This window comes from Desulfoferrobacter suflitae (assembly GCF_022603395.1).
Taxonomy (GTDB): Bacteria; Desulfobacterota; Syntrophobacteria; order Syntrophobacterales; family Syntrophobacteraceae; genus Desulfoferrobacter; species Desulfoferrobacter suflitae.
On the sequence record NZ_JAIBKA010000023.1, the window covers coordinates 1 to 18,936 of the forward strand.

Consider the following 18,936-nt stretch of genomic DNA (forward strand, 5'->3'; position numbering starts at 1 on the left):
TTACATATTGAGGGTTGGTACGGTACGGGGTATTACGTTCGGTATCCTCGGAGAATTCGCCTGGCACAGCTTGCGTATTCTCAGCGAATTCGGGTGATATACGCGGCGTATTCTCTCCGTATTCGGAGCGTATTCGGGTGCTGTTCGAACCGTATTCGTTTTGAATAGGCGCCGAATTCGGGGAGTTTTCGGGTAGAATACTCGACGTATTCTCTACGTATTCGTGAAGTAGGTCTGGAGATTTCTCGGCCGGTTCCGGTCGTTTGTTCGAACTGCTCCCCGATTCTTTAGCCGGTATTCTCGGGGTATCCGCAGTCTGTTCAACCGGCTTTTTCACTTGTGTGGATTTGCGCCATCGCGCCCGAATCGCCTTTTTCGCCCTTTCCGATCGCGCCTTCTACTGAACCACGAACGGCTGGTGCTCCTCCCAATCGTGGAGTGCGTAAGTGCCGTCTTCCAGCACATCGAGAAACCCCACCTGGACAAGCTTGCCCACAAACTCCTCCGGATCGCCCTCCCACCCGGCTTCCAACGCAATATCCAAGAGACTGTAGCCGCGTAGCACTCCCTCCGGTCTGCTCACCGCCGCGCCAATCCAAAGATCGAGCAAATAGTCGGTTGCATCCGGGCCGAGCAAAGCCTTGAGCTTGCGGCGCTTGCGGTGGCCCTTGAAGCTGATGGAAATCCGGATATCTGGATTCATGGGCTCTCTCCTGAGGCATAAAGACCCGGTAATGCAAACAAGGGGCCGGTAGAATTTGATGCCGTTGATAGATCTGGTAACTGTTCGATTAAAGCAGGCTTCGCCCAACTCGGGGCGGCATGGAATCCCGAAAGAAGTTTGTTGTCGCTTGGGGTGGGATCGCCTGAAACAAACATTAGTTTGTTCCATGTAAAGGTTTGAGGCGGGCGCGGGGCTCAGCTTTGCAAGAGCACCGCATGAATACGCTCATGCTGCAAACGGTTCATCCATCCTGAAGGTTTTGCTGACTTCCTTGGCCATCGAGTTTCTCCTTTTGGTAGAAGGCCCATTTAAAAAATGGGGCAATTGTCGCCAAACGTTCTATAGATGGAAAACATATGTCAAGAATTTTTTTCGATTGATTCCCCAAAAGGAAAAAAATCCTTGGATTTTTGTTCTATTTTGATGGTCAGAGCGGCAACTGTCTGGTAAGTTAGTTGGTGACTAGTTAATCCGTTGCAATAAAAGGCATCACTGGAAGTCACCCGAGACAGCGAGTAAAGGCATGCTCGGACAGTACCTGGACAAGAAGCTCAAGGAAAAAGGCTGGTCGAAGAATTATTTTGCCCAGCGCTGCGGTATCGCGGTATCCTCGGTCAGCCGCATCATCAACGGCCATCAGAGCAATCTCACCGTGAAGATGAAAGAAAAAATCGCCACCGGCTTGGGGATGAGCCTGGAGGAGATGGAAAGATCCAGCAGAGAAACCTCTCTGCAGAGCATGATTGATGAAATGGAAAGGCTTTCCGATAACTTGAGTCCAGTAATGACTGCCAGAGAGCGAAACCAGGTGTTGAGTATCCTCCAAAGAGTTCGCGGCAGAGCGCAAGAAAACCAGCCACCTGCGCGGCCCCTTAAGGCCAAGTCGCCTAAATAGAAATCCTCACGAATAGACCCATACCAATCGTATAACACGTGATCATTCCATTTATGGAAATAAAGTTCTTGATTGAATTTTCCATAAATGGTAAGTCAAAGCAGTGCTGGTTTTTCAACGCACGCTTGAGAATTCTTTAATCTGCCGAATCCGGCCCCAGCTGGCGCAGTGCCTAAGGCCTTACCTCCGTTTGCTTGTAACATGAGATAGAACGATGGCTAAGTGGGAGAATTAAAAATGGCGACAGACTAAAGATTCTTTCTGAGCAACATCCGAAGATGATCGATTCATATTATCATGACTCGCAGGGTCTTCTTCCATGGAGAACGAGTACTTAACTCTCAAACAACTCTCTCAATACAGCTCGCTCCACATAAATACCTTGAAACTGTGGATGAAGAAGGGTATGCCTTTCTATCGGATTGGCCGCAGTGTCCGGATCAAGCGCAGTGAATTCGATCTATGGATGCGGAATAATTTTCAGGCTGGCGGCACCGGAAAGCAGCGCTTTGACCACTTGTGTGAGCAAGCGCTGAAGGAGGTGCTTGGATGAAAGACTACCCAACTAAGGAGGGAAGGTACGGAATAATTCACCAAATATCAGAGGGTGTGAACGTAATGTTCAGCAAGGATCGGACCTGGGAGGTCTCGATCAAGTATAAGGGTTTCCGTAATGGGAGGCGATTCGGAAAGGAATTGGAAATAGCCATTCAGTATGCCGAACTCATGGCTGCAAAGCTTGGTTTGACTCCGAGGACAGAGAGGGATTCACGAAGCTACACGGTCAAAATGGTCGCGGAGGATTGGATGAAAAGTGGCCAGTCGAAATGGTCACCGAATACCGTTGAACGGTATGGTTCTCTCATGCGTGATTTTGTTCTCCCTTCTATAGGGCAGAAACCTTTGGATAGGGTCAACCGCGCGGTAGTGAAAGATCTATTAGTAAATGCGTCAGCCATCAGAGCTCCCAAGACGGTAGAACTGATTCACGCCGTCATGAGCGGAATTTTCTCCGAGGCAATAGACCGAGGGCTACTCACTGAAAATCCTTGCCAAGGGTTGCTCAGAAAAATCCTGCCACCTAAGCGTAAGCGCAATGAAAGCGTGGCAGATCCATTGACAAAAGATGACCTCGACAGAGTCTTGGGATCCTTGAGAGGAATTCTGAATCCCACGGTAGCTCTCATTATCGAGACCATAGCCCATTCCGGAATGAGACTCGGCGAGTGCCTCGCTATGCATCGTGCTCATTTGGATGTGTCCAACGCACAGTATATGGTCTCGGAGACGGTCCGAAACGGGCGATTCAGTCTTCCCAAGAACGGTAAGAGACTCATCGACCTGACGGAGGAAAACACGAAGAAGCTTGAGGCACACATTCTCAAGCTGAGGAAAGAAGCCCTGGGACAGGGTAAAGAGGTCGGTTATCTGTTCTTTCCGAGAAACTCCCAGCCTATCGTACGAAGAGCCCTGCAGCATGCATGTCTTGCCGCCAAGGTTAGAGCCAGAAGCCCACATGATTTGAGACACACGTACGCAACCATCCTGCTGATGGATCATTACAGCCCAGCCTATGTGCAAAAACAGCTGGGGCACCACTCCATTTCAATGACCGTTGACACTTACGGTCACTGGATACCCGGTGAGGGTAAAAAGAACCTCGGCAAAACGCTCAAACTGAAGCGACTGTCCGAAATGCGTCTGAACCAGAACGACTAAACTCTGCGCGAAGTTGCAGCGAACTGAGGTTCAGTGCATGACCGCAAAGAAGATTTGGCAAGAAGGAACGGAGCGAAATCTTATATCTCGGCCCGTCTAAAAGCCAAGGGCCGAGGTCAGAAACCGGCATAATTTCTGGGGTTAGAAAACCGGCTTTTCTCACCTCGGCCCTTACCTCGGCCCGAAGTAGTGCTACCACTTGTAACCTATTGATTTTATTGACTTGGTGCCGAAGGCCGGATTCTGAATGGCTCGGCATCTATGCGGTTTTACAGCCTTTTCCGTCAACCATAACCGCAATAGACCTCAATAAGGATCATTGAGCATCAGAGACCAGTCAAGATGTAGTATTCTGTAAGACCTTTACAGGCAATTTTATTTTTCATCAGCCCTGCGCTTTTCTTATTATGCACATCCCCATTCTTCCAAACGGGCCCTCTGGCCTATTCAGTTCATTCCTCATGAGCTCCTCCGGACACTGGCCGTTCCAACTTATTCACCATGTCTCTAAGCTCCGTATGGAGGTCCCTCAGTCGCTTCCGCTCCATGACCTGGTGCAGAATGCCTTGCAGGTCCTCATCATCGAGTCCTTTCAACATGATGACAATCCGCTGAATTGATTCGTTGCCGGCCACGATGTCAAGAATGGTTTCTTTGAGTCCGGAAGACTTAAACATCCTCCCGTCACCCGTTAGCAGCCACTCGGGATTCAACTCCTGCAGATCCTCTACGAGCGCATTCACCTTATCCGTTCCCGGAACCTGCTCGCCTGCTTCGTAGCGGCGATAAACCCGCTCCGAGACTTTCATTTTTTCGGCCACTTTGCTCTGGTGCAAGCTCAGCTCTTTTCTCAGCGTGGAAAGTCTTCTTCCAAAGGATTGCGCAAAGTCCATCGAGACGCTCTTTTTCATGGCTTTATCCTGATCGTAGCTAATGGCAGCAAAGGCACTCCATTCATCAGCCTAAGCCCATAATTTCCGTCGATAACATCTACAAAGAGGATAGCATGCAGGACGTAAAAGTCAAAACAGAAAAAGACTTCAGATGCCAACTGAGGGCAAAATTGTTGCTGAAAAGAGGTCTTTCCGTTGCCGCTTTCGCCAGGAAGCACGGCTACAAGCCGAAAACCGTCGATCGCGTCATCGCCCGCTACTGGAATGACGAAAAGGTACCGAAAGGGCAAATATCCCAACAGATTTTGGAAAGATTGAGAGACGAACTGAGCGGGTGACGGCATGGTGACATGCTCGGTGACGTCATAGAGCGCGTCGAAGTGACCCTGGCGCCCTGGTCTACCCAACTTTTGGAGAGGCAGGAGTTTGCGATGAAATGGCTTAGACTTTACACCGAGATAAGGCGTGATCCCAAGTTGAGGCGGCTGCCCGTCTCCTACCGCTGGATCTGGATCACCATCCTCTGCGTGGCGCGCGAGTCACCACAACCTGGCTGGCTGCTGCTCCGTAAGAGCATGCCGGCACAACCCGCGGACATTGCCGATGAAGCCAATGTATCTTTGGACGATGCGACCCGCGCCATGGACCTCTTTAGTAGCGCACCTTATGAGATGCTGGCGGAAGAGGACGGCGTGCTGCGGGTCGTTAACTGGGGTAAGCGCCAATTCGAAAACGATTCCAGCGCGGAACGTACCCGCCGCTACCGACAGCGCCTGAACCGAACGAAACTGGAGGAGGATGCACGATTCCGTCACAGCGACGGTCACCGAGGCGGTCACGGTGACGGTCATGGTGACATCACGCGTGACAGTGGCAGTGACGTCACGCAATCGTCACAATCTCCCGCCTACCATCAACCGCAAAAAAATTGCGGTGAGGCTCGCCGCGACCTCAACGAAAAAGGGTGCAATCCCACCTTTTCGGCCCAAATTAATAACTACCCTGATATCGACGACTTACAATCCATGTCCGGAGTGCAGCGTCACAGTGACGGTCTCTGTGACGTCACGCACGAGGTCGCGTGTGACGGTGCAGGTGATGTCACAGAGAACGTCAGCGGTGACGTCACCCTACAGAGTTACAGAGTTACAGAGTATAAAAAACATAAAAAACATTCCGCATCGCAAGATGCGGGGAAACCTCAAAATTCCTCGGAATCTCCGGTGTTGTCCGCACCTGACGGTGCGGTATCCGCTCATCTTTCGAACCATCCAACTTCAACCATCCAACTCGAACCCGAGGACCTGGAAAGGGACGCAACAAAACTCTCACCGATCTGCTCTCAACAGGAAGACGTGCAAGTGGTAGGCAAGCAGTCTTCAGCCCTTATTCACAGTCAATCAAAGGTGAAGGAACCACCCCGCACCGAAGATCAACAAACGCACGGGGCGCCGAAATCGAAGGCCTACTTAACCAAACGCAAGCGCAAGCTCACAGGCTGGAAGCTCGAAACCTTCGAGCAGTTCTGGCTGACCTTCGGCTACAAGAAAGGCCGCGCCGAGGCCGCTGATGCCTGGTTGGATGTCCCCGATCTCAGCCGCGAGCTCGCCGCAAGAATCATCAAAGCCGCCGCAAAAGAAGCTGAAGCCCGCCCGGCCCTCATCGCCAAAGGAGGATCGCCGAAATGGGGTCAGGGCTGGCTGTCCTCCCGCAGGTGGGAGGACTGGGAAGAAAACGGCGCCGACTCGCACAACCAGGGCGGCGCTTCCAGCGCTTGGAGCAGGGAGGAGAAGCATGACACAGAAGAACCTCGATCACACCAAGAAGATGGATCCGAACACGTTCAGTCAATTCGAGACGCAGTCAAGCGATTCCTGTGAATGGTGCGCCAAACCCCTGACGCTCATCCGCTTCAAGGTGTTCCAGCAGGAATTCACTCTTCGGCCGGCCTGTGAGTGCCGCATCAGGGCGCAGGAAGAGCGTGAAAAACAGGCTCTCTTGGAAGAGCTTCGCCGGAGCATGCGACAGCAAGGATTGGAAGAGGGTCTCTATGCTCACATGCGGCTGGAGCGATGGAAAAAGAGGGATGCTTCGACCAAGGCGGCGGCGAAAAAGCTGGAGGGGTATCTTGAAAGCGTCCGCCATGGCGCCAAGAACTGGCTGTATCTCTTCGGCGGCTACGGCTTGGGAAAAACCCATCTTGGCGTTTCAGCGCTCCGCTGCTTGTGTCTCGAACGCCGGTGGGAACCGCTTCTCATCCGGTGGTCGGAATACTGCAGCCGCATTCAGCAGGGCTGGCGCAACGCCAATGCCGGCAGCGAATACGATTTATGGTGCGATGCGATCAACGCAACCGTGCTGGTGCTGGACGATATCGACAAGCGCGCCTCATCCGAATGGGCACTGGGCAAGCTTTTTGAGCTGATCGACCACCGCTATCTCTACCAGCTGCCGACCGTTTTGATCGCCAACCGCGGCATCGAAAAGCTTACAACCTTTTGGAGCGGGAGCGAACTGATGCAGGACCTGGCGAGCGCCATCATCAGCCGCATCCTCGGACAGCTGTCGGCCGTGATCGAATTTTCCGGCAGCGACTTCCGACTGCAAGCATGAAAGGAGGGGAACATGATCTACTGCGCCTGCGATCCGGATGTGTCGACGCCGGCCTTTGCCGTATTCAACGGCATCAAGCTGGTCACCTGGAAGCTGTTCAGAGGCTCGCCCGGCAAATGGCTGCCCAAGGTTCGAGGCGTTATCGAGATTTGGCAGCCGGAGCTTTTGGTCATTGAAAATCAGTACCTGCCGGCATCCATCGACGCCTGCCGGCGGTTTCGCTCGGTCTCCCGGCTGGTTTCGGCCCGCGCCATGATCACCGCCGCCTTCATTCTGGCGGGAATCGACTATGAGGTGGTCGAGCCCTTTGCCTGGCAAAAATCTCTGGGCGGATCGAGCCTCGGCCGTGAGCAACTGAAAGCCGTCTCCATGCTGAAGGCCTCCGAGATCGCCGGCCGGCCCATCGACGATCACAATGTCGCCGACTCGATCAACATCGGTTACTGGTGGTTCACGACCAACCGCTTCAAAAGAGGGGCAAAAAGGAAAAAACGCCATGAAGCGATTTTACCGGCCCGATGAAGTGGCGGACATCCTCGGTGTGAGCACCAAAACCGTGTACCGCCTGATCAAGGAAGATCGGCTGAAAGCCGTGAAAATTCGGAGCATTTTGCGGATTCCTGAAAGAGAGCTCGACAAGCTGACCCGCCTCAAAAAATCGACAATCTACAAAAAATAGCCCAATTTTCCGGGACCACAGTGCCCCACAGTGGACACGGCGATTTGCCAAACCCGTCCTTTCCCGCTATCAGCCATTCCAAGTCAGATGTGACCTCAACACTCATAACCCAAAAACAGGAGTCGAATCATGGCAAACAAGCAAGACATCGCACGCGCCCTTGCAGAGAACCGGGGAATCTCCTTCACGGCAGCCCTTCAAATCATCGGCACCGTGATCGACATCCTTGGCGAGGTCCTCATCAAGAGGGAACCCGTTCAGCTTACCGGGTTCGGCACTTTTGAGCCGGTGACGCGCAAGGCTAGAACGGGCAGAAACCCAAAAACCGGCGAGCCCGTTTCCATCCCTGAAAAAACGACTGTCAGATTCCGGCCATCGAAAAAGCTCATCGAAGTCCACGGCGGCCCTAAAGCTTCCGCGCGATAAAGAGTTTCAGAGGACAGGCCATGACGAGCAAAAAAGACCTTCGCAAAAAGCGCATGAAATCGGAGGCGCTGCTCTTGCGCGGAGCTTCCCACAGCAAGGCGGACGTCATCCAGAAGGTCATCCCGTTGAGCCTGCCCTCCGGGAGGGAAGCGCAAAAGGCGGCGGAAAAAGCCATCGACAACGTTTTGAACGCCATTGTTCATGTGCTCTCGGAAGGCGATCTCGCAATCCCGAATTTCGGCCGCTTCAGGGCCTCCCGAAACCCGAAAAACGGGCAAATCCGCATTTCCTTCGCCCCCTCGGAGCGTCTCAAGCAGGCCGTGGACGCCAGGCTGAGTACGAGTGATGAGTGCTGAGGACTGAGGACTGAGTGCTAATAAAAATGCTCTTCAGTAGTGCCCGCGTTCTTAACCACTCAGTCCTCAGAATTCAGTTCTCAGTCCTTTTTTTAAACCGCACACAGGAAAAGGAGGAAAGGTCATGCACAAAAAATCCGATCTCATCAGGCATTACGCCAAGCAGGGCTCGGTCTCTCTCCCCCGAGCGAAGGCGGCGGTCGACGCCGTCATCGAGTGCATCAAAGCATCCATCGTCGAAGGGCAGGGATTGATCGTTGCCGGATTCGGCACCTTCAGGACCGTCATTCGTCCCGCCCGGCAAGGCAGAAACCCCAAAACCGGCGAACCCGTCGCCATTCCGGAAAAGATCGCCGTCCGCTTCAAACCGTCGGCAGGGCTGAACGACAGCATTCAACCACGGGTTAAGCAGAAAGCGGCCGCGGCAAAAACAACGGGCAAACACAAGGGAGCCGCCAGAACCAATGTCACTGGCCGGAACGGTACCAAGCCCAAAACTAGAACCAAATCCGGCGCCAAACCCAAGCGCAAAACAAAGCCAGGCGCCCGCAAGCGGAAATAATCAACCACATGGCTTGCGGTGCCCATGCATACCATTTCCAGATGGTCACAACGAGTCATGAAAACAGGTGCTTAGCCACCAAGTCGCAGGGTCGCAGAGTCCACTATTCTGGCTTCCGACCTCCGACATCTGACTTCCGTTTCCCATGTCCTGTCCCGATCTTTTCAAAAACAGTCCCGGCGCATTCTTCGTCCCCAAGGAGTGCGCCGAGTGCAAACTGCTGAACACTGAGAGAACCAGTGTGCGCGGGATCGATCTCTATTTTTGCAGAAACTTGGACGCCAACGCCACCCTGGAAGCAAGGCTCATCACCATCATCGACGGCGACACCCTGGTCGTTCAGCTGGGCCAAAAGGAAAAAGTGAGGCTGCTCGGGATCGATGCACCCGAGAAAACATACGGCGAGCACGCGGCGCGCCAATGCCAGGTCCTGAACGTTGATCCGGGCACTCTCCAAGTGCTGGCAAAGCTTTCCACCATCCACCTCTGGGGACTTTGTCCGAGCGGATCCATCGTCACACTGCAAACGACATCGCTCGTGCGAGACGATAATTACCGCGTGCTCGCCGGTGCTTTTATCGGAGAAAAGTGCGTCAACCGCTGCATGGTCGAAGACGGCTACGCCCTTGCCTACCAAGGTTCCAGTGACTGGGAAGACTATGCCGCGCTGCAGCAAACAGCGATGAGCGAGAGAAGAGGGATCTGGGGTGCTTGCGCCGAGCCCTTCTACCCAGCCACCACCCGATCCTTTCACCGTCCCGGCTGTTATTACGCTCGTTGGGCCAGGAGCAAGTTTCAGACTTCCCAGGAGGCCTTGGCCGCAGGCCTGAACGCATGCTCCGCCTGCATCCCCGATTACAGCTATTGAACCGAGGCTCGGAAAAAACAGCCGGCAAAATGACCGGCACTCAAATCCCGCAGCTGGCTGAAATCCGTAAACCCCGAACCTTGAACCCTAAACCCTGGACCTTGCACCCACAACCTAAAACTTAAAAGCAACCGGAGGTTAACATGAAAAAAGCGTTGCTAATCGGCATCAACAACTATCCGGGACAATCGAGCGATCTCATGGGCTGTCTGAACGATGTGGAGAACATGCAAAACCTGCTCACCCATTTTTTCGGATTCAGCCAATACGACATCGTCGTGATCACCGATCGGGAAGCCACCACGTTCAACATTTTGCGGGCCTTGGAAATGCTGGTCTATAAAGCGCAACCAGGTGATTTGCTGGTCTTTCATTTCTCCGGCCACGGCTCCCAGGTGATCGATACCTCGGGAGACGAAAAAGACAAACTAGATGAAATTCTTTGCCCGGTGGATCTGGACTGGCGCTCGAATTTCATCCGCGACGACGATCTCGCCGGCATCTTCGGTTCGCTTGCCCCGGGGGTGCACCTCGAGGTCTTTCTGGATTGCTGTCATTCCGGCACTGGTCTGAGGCTCGTGCCGAATCCTACTGCCGCTTTAAGGTCCCGCTTCTTGCCACCCCCCGCCGAACTGGTCCCGGTTGGCCACAAACTCGGATTGAACGGTTGCTCGCGACGCCTCCGACCGAACAAAGCCCAGGTGCTTTGGGCCGCCTGCCGCGCCAATCAGTATGCGGCCGACGCGCTTTTGGACGGGCGATACGGCGGGGCCTTCACCACCTTACTTTGCGACCGGATAAGACAGGCGGGAGGAAGCATCTACCGTAAAGACTTGCTGAAAGAAATGCGCGCCGATCTCAAAAAGAGCGGTTTCATTCAGGTTCCCCAGCTCGAAACGAGCAGAAAGCTAAAGAGAATGCCTCTGCTTGCTGTCGGAAATGGCAAGTCGAAGTGAGCGAACAATGAGCTCGAAGCTGAAAGCCCAAAGCCTATTAACCACGGAGTCACAGAGTACGCAGGGTTTGGTCGTTTTTTCCCGGTCGACAGGCGCCCGGGAAAAAGACTCGCAGGATTTCTCAACTCAAGACCAGATGAATCCACTTGTGAAGCGGGCTTCGTTTTGACTGATCGCCTCTCGATCACTCAAAACAAAACTTCATCTCAGTGTCCCCCGTACCTCTGTAGTTCAATTCAAACGACTGGCAGCCCCAGGGAAACAAGGAGCATCACCATGCGTGGAAACGAGCTCATCCCGCTGGAAGAAATAAAGATTCTGCTCCTTTCGGCAGTACTCGCGATCTTCGGCGGGTTTGCCAAGCTCTTTATGTCCTCGAAGCGTCTCACTGTGCACCAGTTCCTATCGTGCTGCATCGTCTCGGGCTTTACCGGAGTCATGGCGAGCTACCTGGTGAGATACATGAACCTTCCGCATTTCCTACAAAGTTTTCTAATTGGCATGGCCGGTTTTGCCGGCCCGGCGGCTCTTTCCGCCTTCACCTGCATCTATGAAAAAAAGCTCGGGATCAGGGCCAACGGCAATAACCTCGGCAAGCGAAATTAGGAAAGTTGTGACACGAATGACCAGGCGCCCCTCGAAAAACCCGGTGGACTGCAAACACTTCAGGTCCTGCAGCGCCAATCTCTGCCCCCTGGATCCGGAGCTCGCAAGGCGCTCCTGGACCATCGGAGAGGAGATTTGCAGGTGCAAGGCCCATCGAGATCTGCCAATGATTCGAAGACAAAAGCAGCTCAAACGTCTGAAGCCCCAGAAATACCTGGACAAGCTCCTGACTGCCCAATGGCTCATGAAGACCGCTCCGAGGAAGCGCAGCGTGTCGGCCCAACAACGGCAAAAGCTGGTAGATCGCTTGAAATCGTCCCACCCTGCAAAGAAAAAATCGCCGTAGCAATTTTTCCTGGCATCTCGCTTTGTGCAAATCATGCCCCACACTGGGCAATTTTTGACACAGGCCTCCCGGTCATGTCTCATCACCTGAAACCATGCCTTGATCAAAAAGCGCCCAGTCTGGGGCACCCATTTCGATCCAGAGGCGCCTTTTTCAGCCCCTTCGGTCCTCACCCAAACGGGGTGAACGGGAAGGGAGGGGGACAGCAGGGGGAGGGATGGGCATTGGGGTGGGTTGGATAGGTTGGGGGCAGAGTACGAAACACAAGGGAGGATTTGAGGCTCATGGGCAAATGCAAGTACGTCTGGACGGAGGAGCAGGATGAGGCGATCCGCACAACTTATAAAGAGCACTACTATCGTGGGGCCATAACCAAGTTGGCCGCACACCCGCTGTTCGCAGGCTATCCGAAATGGCAGATTCAGCTGCGATCCATCACCATTGGAGTCAGTCGGGAGACCAAGCGATGGACCCAGGAAGAAGAGGCACTCGTAACCAAACATGCCGGGCAGGCCACCGTATCCAGGATCAAGCAGTCGCTCCATTCCAAGGGCTACATCCGAAGCCGCACAGCGATCAAGGGAAAGATACAGTCGGCCAGACTTCGCCAAAAGCCGGATACCTACTCGGTGAGCGAGGTTGCCGTCGGCTTTCGTTGCTCCCGTGACAAAGTCGTGCGTTGGATCAAAGCGGGCATGCTCAGAGCGTACAAGGATCAGCCGGGCAGCCTCGGACACTGGCGAATCAAACCGATCCATCTTGCCCGTTTTATTCGTTCGCATCTGTTCGAGCTCGAGGCCTGCATGCCGGACATTCCTTGGCTGGTCTCATTGATTGATGAGTTTCGGAGCGACTATCGAAAGAGGATCTCAACAGATGAGGAGCAAGCTTCCCTTGAACCATCCTGTGATCCTGTACCGGCCCGGCAAGCGGGAAATTAGGGAGGATCTCCGATTATGTACCTGGATGCGCAGGGAGTGCAACGCCTGGCGCTGGCACTTTGGACCGTGTTGCGGTCTCGATCCCATGGACGGGCTGGCTCGATGTAAAAGGGAGATTTCATCAGGTGACAGAAAATCCGGACACCCTCGGTCTGATCGTCCAAGAGGCGGTCAAGTTCATCCAAAGCCATGAACCCCCCGAGGGCTACTTCGTCGCTTTCAGCGGCGGCAAGGACAGTATCGTCACCCTCGAGCTGGTGCGGCTTGCAGGAGTGAAGCATCAGTCCTTTTACAGCTGCGGAGGGATTGATCCACCGGAGGTCGTGCGGTTCATCAGAAAACACTACCGGGAGGTTCGATTCCTGTATCCCAAGCAGAGCTTTTTCACCCTCATCAAGAAAAAATTCCCACCCCTGAGATCCCGGCGCTGGTGCTGCGATCATCTTCGCAAATACCCCTCCCGGGCGATCCCGTTAAAGCATCGTATCATGGGCATCCGCATCGAGGAATCAGCCGATCGCGGTGACCGGCCCCGCATCGACCGCAATGTCCGGGAAAAGACCGTCATCTACAAACCCATCTTCCTGTGGAAGGAATGGATGATCTGGGAGCTCATCGAGCGATACCGGCTCCCTTACCCGTCTCTCTACGATGAAGGCTGGGACCGGATCGGCTGCGTCATCTGCCCCTGGATCTGTACCCCGAATATGGCCCTGGTCAATCGCAACCGCGATCGTTGGCCGGGCCTCTACCGCGCCTTCGAGCACGCCGTGACGGAATGGTTCGAGGCAAGAAAATCCCAAGGTGCCCACCTCAAAGAGCAAACCGCCGAGGAGTACATCCAAAACTGGTACCGTGGGATTGCTTAATGCGTTGGCAGAATAAGGATTTTGTGCCGGTGCATTTGTAGAACGGATATTAGTGCACATAACTGATGGCTCAGCGTATTAGCCAACATGCCGCATCGCGCGGTCCGCTGCAACTGGAGTTGGACACGCCGCTCCTGACTAATCAAAAGGATGGCTGCCAATTTTGTCGACAATTGTTTTCCAGTCGATACCAAATCGCTCCGCATTTCTAGGCTCAAGATCAATCATGAACATAGTGTCCCAAGTTTGTTGTATCTCATTCCAAGGGGGTAGTATGGGTATACTCGCGAGGCGATATTCAATCTCTTCAGGCGATAAGTCTGTTCCCAATGCCATCCGTTGCCGAAACTCATTAATGCGTTCGTGTCGCACAGATGGCCTTCTCATCTTGACGAGTGTTTCAACAAGAGCTTCATAAGCTAGTGTAGCCAAGGGTTCCAATTGAAATGCGGCCGTTCCTGTTTCTCGAGACGCACTCTCCACGACTTCTGTTAGTCTCGGGCTATCATCCATGCACCGTCTATACAGTTCTTTTGTCCCCATAAGCAAATCTGTTGGTGAAACAGTCGAGTCCAACCCGACCAACGCAACTGCTGGCGCCCTTGGACCCTGCCGCAGCGCCTTAATGCCTGCAAACCCGATGCACGCTGCTACGACGGCGATCAAATTGCACTTGGTCCCCAGGTTTAACTGCTGCAATGGGTCGGTCAGTTCCTCCCACGAGAGAAACTCTGCATCCCTGGATGCAGACGGTGCAATTCCGGCGCCCCCACCGTGAGCTTCGATGTGAAGGAGAGGGACAAACAGACCCCGCTCCGCAATCGCCGCTGCTCGGTTAATATATTCCAATACTTCCGCTTTTGAATCACAAGAATTGTAAATGGACCATCCGGAGCGTTTCGTTTCCATCCACTCGTGGAGTTCACGACCAGTGCGCCTTTCTGCTGGCGACAGCCATTCGATAAGCCAGATATTGGTGGTTTTCACCCCTGCAACCGGTGGGGGTTTTGGCAAGCCTTCGATCATGAGCGATTCAGATTCTGTCACCTTTTTGCCTCTCTAGCACCGATGAATATATGCCCAACGGTGAACTGTGCGGCGCGGCCCCTTGCGTTCGCACCAGTGGTTGGTTAAGCGCCCAACCTTTTCATTTTTTGTCAGTCCGCGTACGGGATCTCTGAGCACACAATTTCAATGTTTGTCTCTGGCAATATCTGGACTATTTCTGCTTTCGGGCTTCTTTATTCCTGTGAGGTACTTTTCGATCGGGAGTTTTACGTCAGCCGAATCAAATATTTTAATGTAGGGTACACGTTGTTCCTTATTTAACCTGAACTTGCGCACTTTTTCCGGCTTCAAAGTGGTGCCAGCCGCTTTAGCGAGTTTAGTCATTTCATCGTCTACTAAAGTTGGTAAGGCGACCACTCTGACTTCCCTTTCTTCACTAAAACCAAAATGCTTATAACGACTTATGCAACTCACAAAAGGGATGTATCCTCCAGATGAGTGAATTTCTTTTCCGTTGCTAACATTCTCATGGTTAAAAAATTGCTTTGCTATATCAGCGAGAACCTCTATCTCATCTGACAGCTCTTCTTTTAGCTTTTGCTCATCATGACTGTAAATCAAATCGCCAAGTAAAAACTGCGCTATACTCATAACTCCTACTGGAGTTTTCCAAAATCGATGATACTCGAGAATACTCGAGAAATTTAGTATGTGAATTCAACATGCTACAAACAAAATAGTGTAATGGTAGAAAGAAATGCTATTATCCAGGTAGTTATGTGCTATAAGCGGAAAATCTTCTTGAAGCGCTCCAGATCTGCCCTTATGGCATTACACTATTTGTCGAATACTTTCAGACAGTTGGTACTATAAAAATCCGCCATTTGGAAAACTCGAGTCTTAGCTTCTTCACCGAGTATTTCCTCCAACTTTTCGGTATTGAAGATTAAAGCAGCACCGCCTCCAGATCCATAACCTCGCCATTGGCTCAATAACCGTTATCAGCAATACTTTTCTTTTCAGGCTCACCGCAGAATGAAAGAATATAAACTTCATCGCCGAGTGCCCTATATTGTGAATCGATCAAGACCTCAGCATCATGTTGAACAATACCGCCAAGTCTGAACGGTGAACCAATCCCCGCGCGCACCCGCGAGCTGGTGAAGCAAAAGAAGCTGTGGTGATATGCTTAATATTAAAAAAGTGACTGACCTCATTCCTTAGATTTGATTTCTTTGCCCAAACCCATTGCTAGATTTGCGCGTCCTTGGTCGCCCGCGTAGGCGAACAGGACCGCAAGATTGTTTAGGACGTCAAGATTATTTGGGTCAAGCAGAGATGCTTTAGCAAGATGATTTGCAATTCTCATAATGTAATGGGGACTTATGTCGATGCTCTCGAAATCTTTTATCTCTGTTGTGTAGAAGTAGTCGTACATCCTTCTCGGGTAAAACGGTTCCGGTGCATGCGATAAATCTATTCTATGTTCTCTCCTGTGGTAGATACTTTTGTGCAGCTCATATGCAATCTTTGCTAAAGCTTCTATATTGGCAAAAGCTGCTCCACCTGGAGGAGTTCCATTGCCTCGATCAATTCCAGTTCTCTCGTCTTTTCCACTCAATCTATTTGGTCCGATCCACCGTTGAGCTACTTCAAGAGACCGAGAGATATCAGTAATTTTAGTGCCACGCAGGATTGAGTCTAGTGCTCCTATTTGCTCTTCAATGGCGAGTGCCTCATTAGATAAACTGGCAGTGGCGTCTCTCAAACTACCCTGCCCAATAACATATCTCAAAAGTCCTCCCGAAAATCTGCCCGCCTCGAGCAGTTGTTTGCAGGAACCGGTACAATATCCTGCTCTAGGAGTCCATCCTTTTGGGCCGCTTTTAATACTTAAAAAAACCCAATCCCCCTCTTCTTTCTCAACAGAATAGGTTTTTTGGAGCGGAATGCTCGCCACCACCTTCGCATTCATTTTTGGCTTGCGTCGCAAGGTTCGAAGCGCCTTTACAGCATTGGGAATTTCTGACTTGACATCCGTATCTAATCTTATACTTTGAATAAGGATCCGTTTTGGCCTAAGGTGCGCCTGCAATACGCCGCCACCCATAGAGAACGGCAGCCGAAATTTCCATGAGAGTCTATCTTCTATTTTTTCAGCAAACTGAAGAAAAGTGTCCACCCTGACTGAGTCACCTACTGGGATTATGCGTCCCCATATTGAAAAGATAACGTCTTCAGCTTTTGTGATATTTTCGACTTTATCAAAGTAACTGAGCGACTTATAAGTTTCTGGGGACAGTTCACCTGTAAAAGACAAAACCCCCAAAGAATATACATTGCTGTTATAAAGAATCTCTCTTCCCATCAGTATAGCAATGTCTTCTCCTAAACCGGTATTCTCAGGGTCTTCGTATGCGAAAATAGCTACACGGTGCTTGACCCAAGGCAGACTGATTTGATTTCCTCCTTTGTCAAGCAAGCGAAGTCGGACATCAATTGGCACATCACGCCCAGCCATTGCAGACGACAAGTAAGAAAATGATAGTGCCAACACTATAAATATTATACGGAGAATCTTCATAAATCTCACCTCACAAGACCAACTTGAGGAAGACCCATCTGGCATCTCTCGCGGACAGCCTGAATCTCCGGCGTTAGTTTCCCAAGAGTATGTTCCGCAGCATTCGTCGCATAGACGCCATCTGAGTATTTGCCTTCTTTTTCGTACGCTGCAGCTATTGCAACTAGGATCGTTGCGCGCGTATGTGGATCAAGCTGGGCAGCGCCTGGATCGTTTAGGTCAACGTTCTTGTTGATCGAGCTAAACGGAACTGAATAGATGTCACAGCGGTCGCTCACGAATGTCCGCACATCATATCCTTGTTCTCCACCTTGGACGCTCCCGGACACAAACGCATCAGCTCCAAGGGCTTGTGCCAGACTCCTTCCCTGAGTAACTGCTCTCGGTCTGGCTTCATCACAGGCAAGAAAGTCGGGCTGGAGCTCTGGTTTGATCTTGTATTGCTGGAGCAATGGGAGGACTTCGTATGTAAGGGCTGTTGCGATCCGTTCTGGTAATCCTGTATAAGTGGCGGACATCGATGACAGAAAGTGCCCTACCACCACGTAATGCCTATCAAAAATCCTACATACGCTGATTTCTTTTGGGATCAGTGAGGCCTTGTAATGAGTCTCCGATGGGCTGCCACCATCCATATGAATTCTCAATGAATTGCCAGCATATTTCTCATGTTCCAAGATCACTTTGAGCTCGGTATTATTACGAGCTACCTCGGCAGGTATTGTAACATCAAACCCGCCATCAGAATCGCTATACGAGGTGCCAATGGTATTGGCCCCTCTCTTCAAAGTGACCTGGACACCTGGTATTGCGATCCCGCTCATAGCGTCCGTGACATCGCCTGATACCAAAGACTGCGCTGAGACTGGAGTGCATAATATGGATAAAATAAGGAGCGCGAAGCACATCATCCATGCAAATAGCCTAAGGTGGACTGAGCATGAGAACTGCATTCTTTCCTGTGAGTTCAAATTCACGCTTTTCATGGAGGCATCCTCTTAGTTCAGAAGACAAGAGCTCTTCTCCCCTGGACCCGACAACCGTAAAGGACCATCTCTTTACTTGGCTTGGGAGGATCTCAATGTTGGTTTTTCCTGTCTTGTTGAAAGCGAACCTGGTCCTTTGGTCAGCACCGGCAATCTCTATGTACTCAAAATCCAAACCTCTCCCTATGGCGGGAGCACTCTCTGTGCCACGAAATTGGACGGTCAGCTTGCAAGAACCAGTTTTAGGCCAAACAAGAATGATGGTTAAGCCTATAGAAAAGATGACAACAAGTTTTGATGCCAGCCTATCTATCTCTGTGTACCTGTAAGCCAGTTTTCCTGACGTCCTCGGCGACGAGAGAATTAAGTCATTTCGTTCGATTGGCTTCTTAGCGATGATGACCTGATTGGCCAGTACCACTATTATTATGAGCAAAAAAACTTTGACAAAAATGAGCGTTTGCGGGGAAACGGTTTTGTCTACATAATCAAGGAGTGTTCCAGATAATGCTAATGCCAGGACCGCGAGTGCTTGCTGAAGTGCGGCGAATGGCGATATGGTGTCATCTTTCCGACGCTCGACATTGGCGCGGCCGATCCAGTCTTTCACCCAGTCGAATACTTTGCTGGTCATGGCCAAGCTATCCCTGGATGTGATGTTTAACGGCAGTTTTAGTGTCAGCTAGTTTCCAATGGTTCTATAAACAATGGGTGCAGCTTGAGAAATATAGTGGAACTTCGGCTTCTGAATACTTATCACATGAGCTGTGCAGAACTGCATGAATTTGCTCTCTGCAGCGGTCTCAGGGTATGGTCGAACACACCGATTAACAACTGCCATGAAAATAATTAGCTGCCATATAGCGCGACTGTGTTTGCATTTTCTACTCGTTTTCTGCAATAGT

At 51.7% G+C, this 18,936-nt stretch carries 24 protein-coding genes; 17 read left to right on the top strand and 7 right to left on the bottom strand.

Translation table 11 applies throughout. The annotated features are described in order from the left end of the window. Positions 1-397: 397 nt before the first annotated feature. Entirely contained in the window at positions 398-703 is a 306-nt protein-coding gene (locus tag K1V27_RS22100; RefSeq protein ID WP_258932445.1) for a hypothetical protein, read from the bottom strand. A gap of 544 nt (positions 704-1,247) precedes the next feature. Here K1V27_RS22100 and K1V27_RS22105 point away from each other — a divergent pair. The 3 genes from K1V27_RS22105 (at position 1,248) to K1V27_RS22110 (ending at position 3,338) form a co-directional block, all read left to right on the top strand. After that, the gene (locus K1V27_RS22105) at positions 1,248-1,619 is read left to right on the top strand and encodes a helix-turn-helix domain-containing protein (RefSeq protein ID WP_258932446.1); all 372 of its coding nucleotides are present in this window, start codon (positions 1,248-1,250) and stop codon (positions 1,617-1,619) included. 319 nt (positions 1,620-1,938) lie between these two features. Beyond that, positions 1,939-2,172, top strand: coding sequence for a helix-turn-helix domain-containing protein (locus tag K1V27_RS23100; RefSeq protein ID WP_353740647.1), 234 nt, complete (start codon positions 1,939-1,941; stop codon positions 2,170-2,172). Then, positions 2,169-3,338 (top strand): tyrosine-type recombinase/integrase, encoded by a 1,170-nt coding sequence (locus K1V27_RS22110; protein ID WP_258932447.1) that lies wholly within the window; start codon positions 2,169-2,171, stop codon positions 3,336-3,338. The genes K1V27_RS23100 and K1V27_RS22110 overlap by 4 nt, the downstream gene beginning before the upstream one ends. Positions 3,339-3,790: 452 nt before the next feature. Here the strand turns inward: K1V27_RS22110 and K1V27_RS22115 are convergent, their stop codons facing one another. After that, positions 3,791-4,249, bottom strand: coding sequence for a helix-turn-helix domain-containing protein (locus tag K1V27_RS22115; RefSeq protein WP_258932448.1), 459 nt, complete (start codon positions 4,247-4,249; stop codon positions 3,791-3,793). Positions 4,250-4,344: 95 nt separating this feature from the next. Here K1V27_RS22115 and K1V27_RS22120 point away from each other — a divergent pair, with 95 nt between their 5' ends. The 14 genes from K1V27_RS22120 (at position 4,345) to K1V27_RS22185 (ending at position 13,453) form a co-directional block, all read left to right on the top strand. After that, positions 4,345-4,569: a helix-turn-helix domain-containing protein gene (locus K1V27_RS22120; protein ID WP_258932449.1), complete on the top strand. Its 225-nt coding sequence runs from the start codon at positions 4,345-4,347 to the stop codon at positions 4,567-4,569. A gap of 93 nt (positions 4,570-4,662) precedes the next feature. Then, positions 4,663-6,111, top strand: coding sequence for a hypothetical protein (locus tag K1V27_RS22125; protein WP_258932450.1), 1,449 nt, complete (start codon positions 4,663-4,665; stop codon positions 6,109-6,111). Further along, positions 6,026-6,844: an ATP-binding protein gene (locus tag K1V27_RS22130; protein WP_258932451.1), complete on the top strand. Its 819-nt coding sequence runs from the start codon at positions 6,026-6,028 to the stop codon at positions 6,842-6,844. The genes K1V27_RS22125 and K1V27_RS22130 overlap by 86 nt, the downstream gene beginning before the upstream one ends. Positions 6,845-6,856: 12 nt before the next feature. Continuing rightward, on the top strand, positions 6,857-7,366 hold the full coding sequence (locus tag K1V27_RS22135) for a RuvC family protein (protein WP_258932452.1): 510 nt from the start codon (positions 6,857-6,859) through the stop codon (positions 7,364-7,366). Continuing rightward, positions 7,341-7,523, top strand: coding sequence for a helix-turn-helix domain-containing protein (locus K1V27_RS22140; protein WP_258932453.1), 183 nt, complete (start codon positions 7,341-7,343; stop codon positions 7,521-7,523). Before K1V27_RS22135 ends, K1V27_RS22140 begins: the two co-directional genes overlap by 26 nt. Before the next feature lie 129 nt (positions 7,524-7,652). Further along, the gene (locus K1V27_RS22145) at positions 7,653-7,949 is read left to right on the top strand and encodes an HU family DNA-binding protein (protein ID WP_258932455.1); all 297 of its coding nucleotides are present in this window, start codon (positions 7,653-7,655) and stop codon (positions 7,947-7,949) included. Positions 7,950-7,969: 20 nt separating this feature from the next. Beyond that, positions 7,970-8,305 carry an HU family DNA-binding protein gene (locus K1V27_RS22150; protein WP_258932456.1) on the top strand — a complete coding sequence of 112 codons (336 nt, stop codon included), beginning with the start codon at positions 7,970-7,972 and terminating at the stop codon, positions 8,303-8,305. A 124-nt stretch (positions 8,306-8,429) separates the two neighbouring features. After that, positions 8,430-8,867, top strand: coding sequence for an HU family DNA-binding protein (locus K1V27_RS22155; RefSeq protein ID WP_258932457.1), 438 nt, complete (start codon positions 8,430-8,432; stop codon positions 8,865-8,867). Positions 8,868-9,108: 241 nt separating this feature from the next. Next, complete coding sequence (locus K1V27_RS22160; protein ID WP_258932459.1) at positions 9,109-9,735, top strand: thermonuclease family protein; 627 nt, start codon at positions 9,109-9,111, stop codon at positions 9,733-9,735. Between the two features lie 143 nt (positions 9,736-9,878). Next, complete coding sequence (locus K1V27_RS22165) at positions 9,879-10,691, top strand: caspase family protein (protein ID WP_258932460.1); 813 nt, start codon at positions 9,879-9,881, stop codon at positions 10,689-10,691. Positions 10,692-10,967: 276 nt separating this feature from the next. After that, positions 10,968-11,297 carry a phage holin family protein gene (locus K1V27_RS22170; RefSeq protein WP_258932461.1) on the top strand — a complete coding sequence of 110 codons (330 nt, stop codon included), beginning with the start codon at positions 10,968-10,970 and terminating at the stop codon, positions 11,295-11,297. A 16-nt stretch (positions 11,298-11,313) separates the two neighbouring features. Beyond that, entirely contained in the window at positions 11,314-11,643 is a 330-nt protein-coding gene (locus K1V27_RS22175; RefSeq protein WP_258932462.1) for a hypothetical protein, read from the top strand. 284 nt (positions 11,644-11,927) lie between these two features. After that, positions 11,928-12,584 carry a helix-turn-helix domain-containing protein gene (locus K1V27_RS22180; RefSeq protein ID WP_258932463.1) on the top strand — a complete coding sequence of 219 codons (657 nt, stop codon included), beginning with the start codon at positions 11,928-11,930 and terminating at the stop codon, positions 12,582-12,584. A 125-nt stretch (positions 12,585-12,709) separates the two neighbouring features. Next, positions 12,710-13,453: a phosphoadenosine phosphosulfate reductase domain-containing protein gene (locus K1V27_RS22185; protein WP_258932464.1), complete on the top strand. Its 744-nt coding sequence runs from the start codon at positions 12,710-12,712 to the stop codon at positions 13,451-13,453. Between the two features lie 138 nt (positions 13,454-13,591). On the opposite strand, the gene K1V27_RS22190 is transcribed toward K1V27_RS22185, so the two are convergent. The 5 genes from K1V27_RS22190 to K1V27_RS22210 all read right to left on the bottom strand — a co-directional run bounded on the left by K1V27_RS22190 (position 13,592) and on the right by K1V27_RS22210 (position 18,665). After that, the gene (locus K1V27_RS22190; RefSeq protein WP_258932465.1) at positions 13,592-14,500 is read right to left on the bottom strand and encodes a hypothetical protein; all 909 of its coding nucleotides are present in this window, start codon (positions 14,498-14,500) and stop codon (positions 13,592-13,594) included. Positions 14,501-14,644: 144 nt separating this feature from the next. Further along, entirely contained in the window at positions 14,645-15,112 is a 468-nt protein-coding gene (locus K1V27_RS22195) for a hypothetical protein (RefSeq protein ID WP_258932466.1), read from the bottom strand. Between the two features lie 562 nt (positions 15,113-15,674). Further along, positions 15,675-17,045 (bottom strand): hypothetical protein, encoded by a 1,371-nt coding sequence (locus tag K1V27_RS22200; RefSeq protein WP_258932467.1) that lies wholly within the window; start codon positions 17,043-17,045, stop codon positions 15,675-15,677. Positions 17,046-17,050: 5 nt separating this feature from the next. After that, complete coding sequence (locus K1V27_RS22205; protein WP_258932468.1) at positions 17,051-18,031, bottom strand: carboxypeptidase-like regulatory domain-containing protein; 981 nt, start codon at positions 18,029-18,031, stop codon at positions 17,051-17,053. Then, positions 17,970-18,665: a hypothetical protein gene (locus tag K1V27_RS22210; protein ID WP_258932469.1), complete on the bottom strand. Its 696-nt coding sequence runs from the start codon at positions 18,663-18,665 to the stop codon at positions 17,970-17,972. The genes K1V27_RS22205 and K1V27_RS22210 overlap by 62 nt, the downstream gene beginning before the upstream one ends. Positions 18,666-18,936 lie beyond the last annotated feature (271 nt).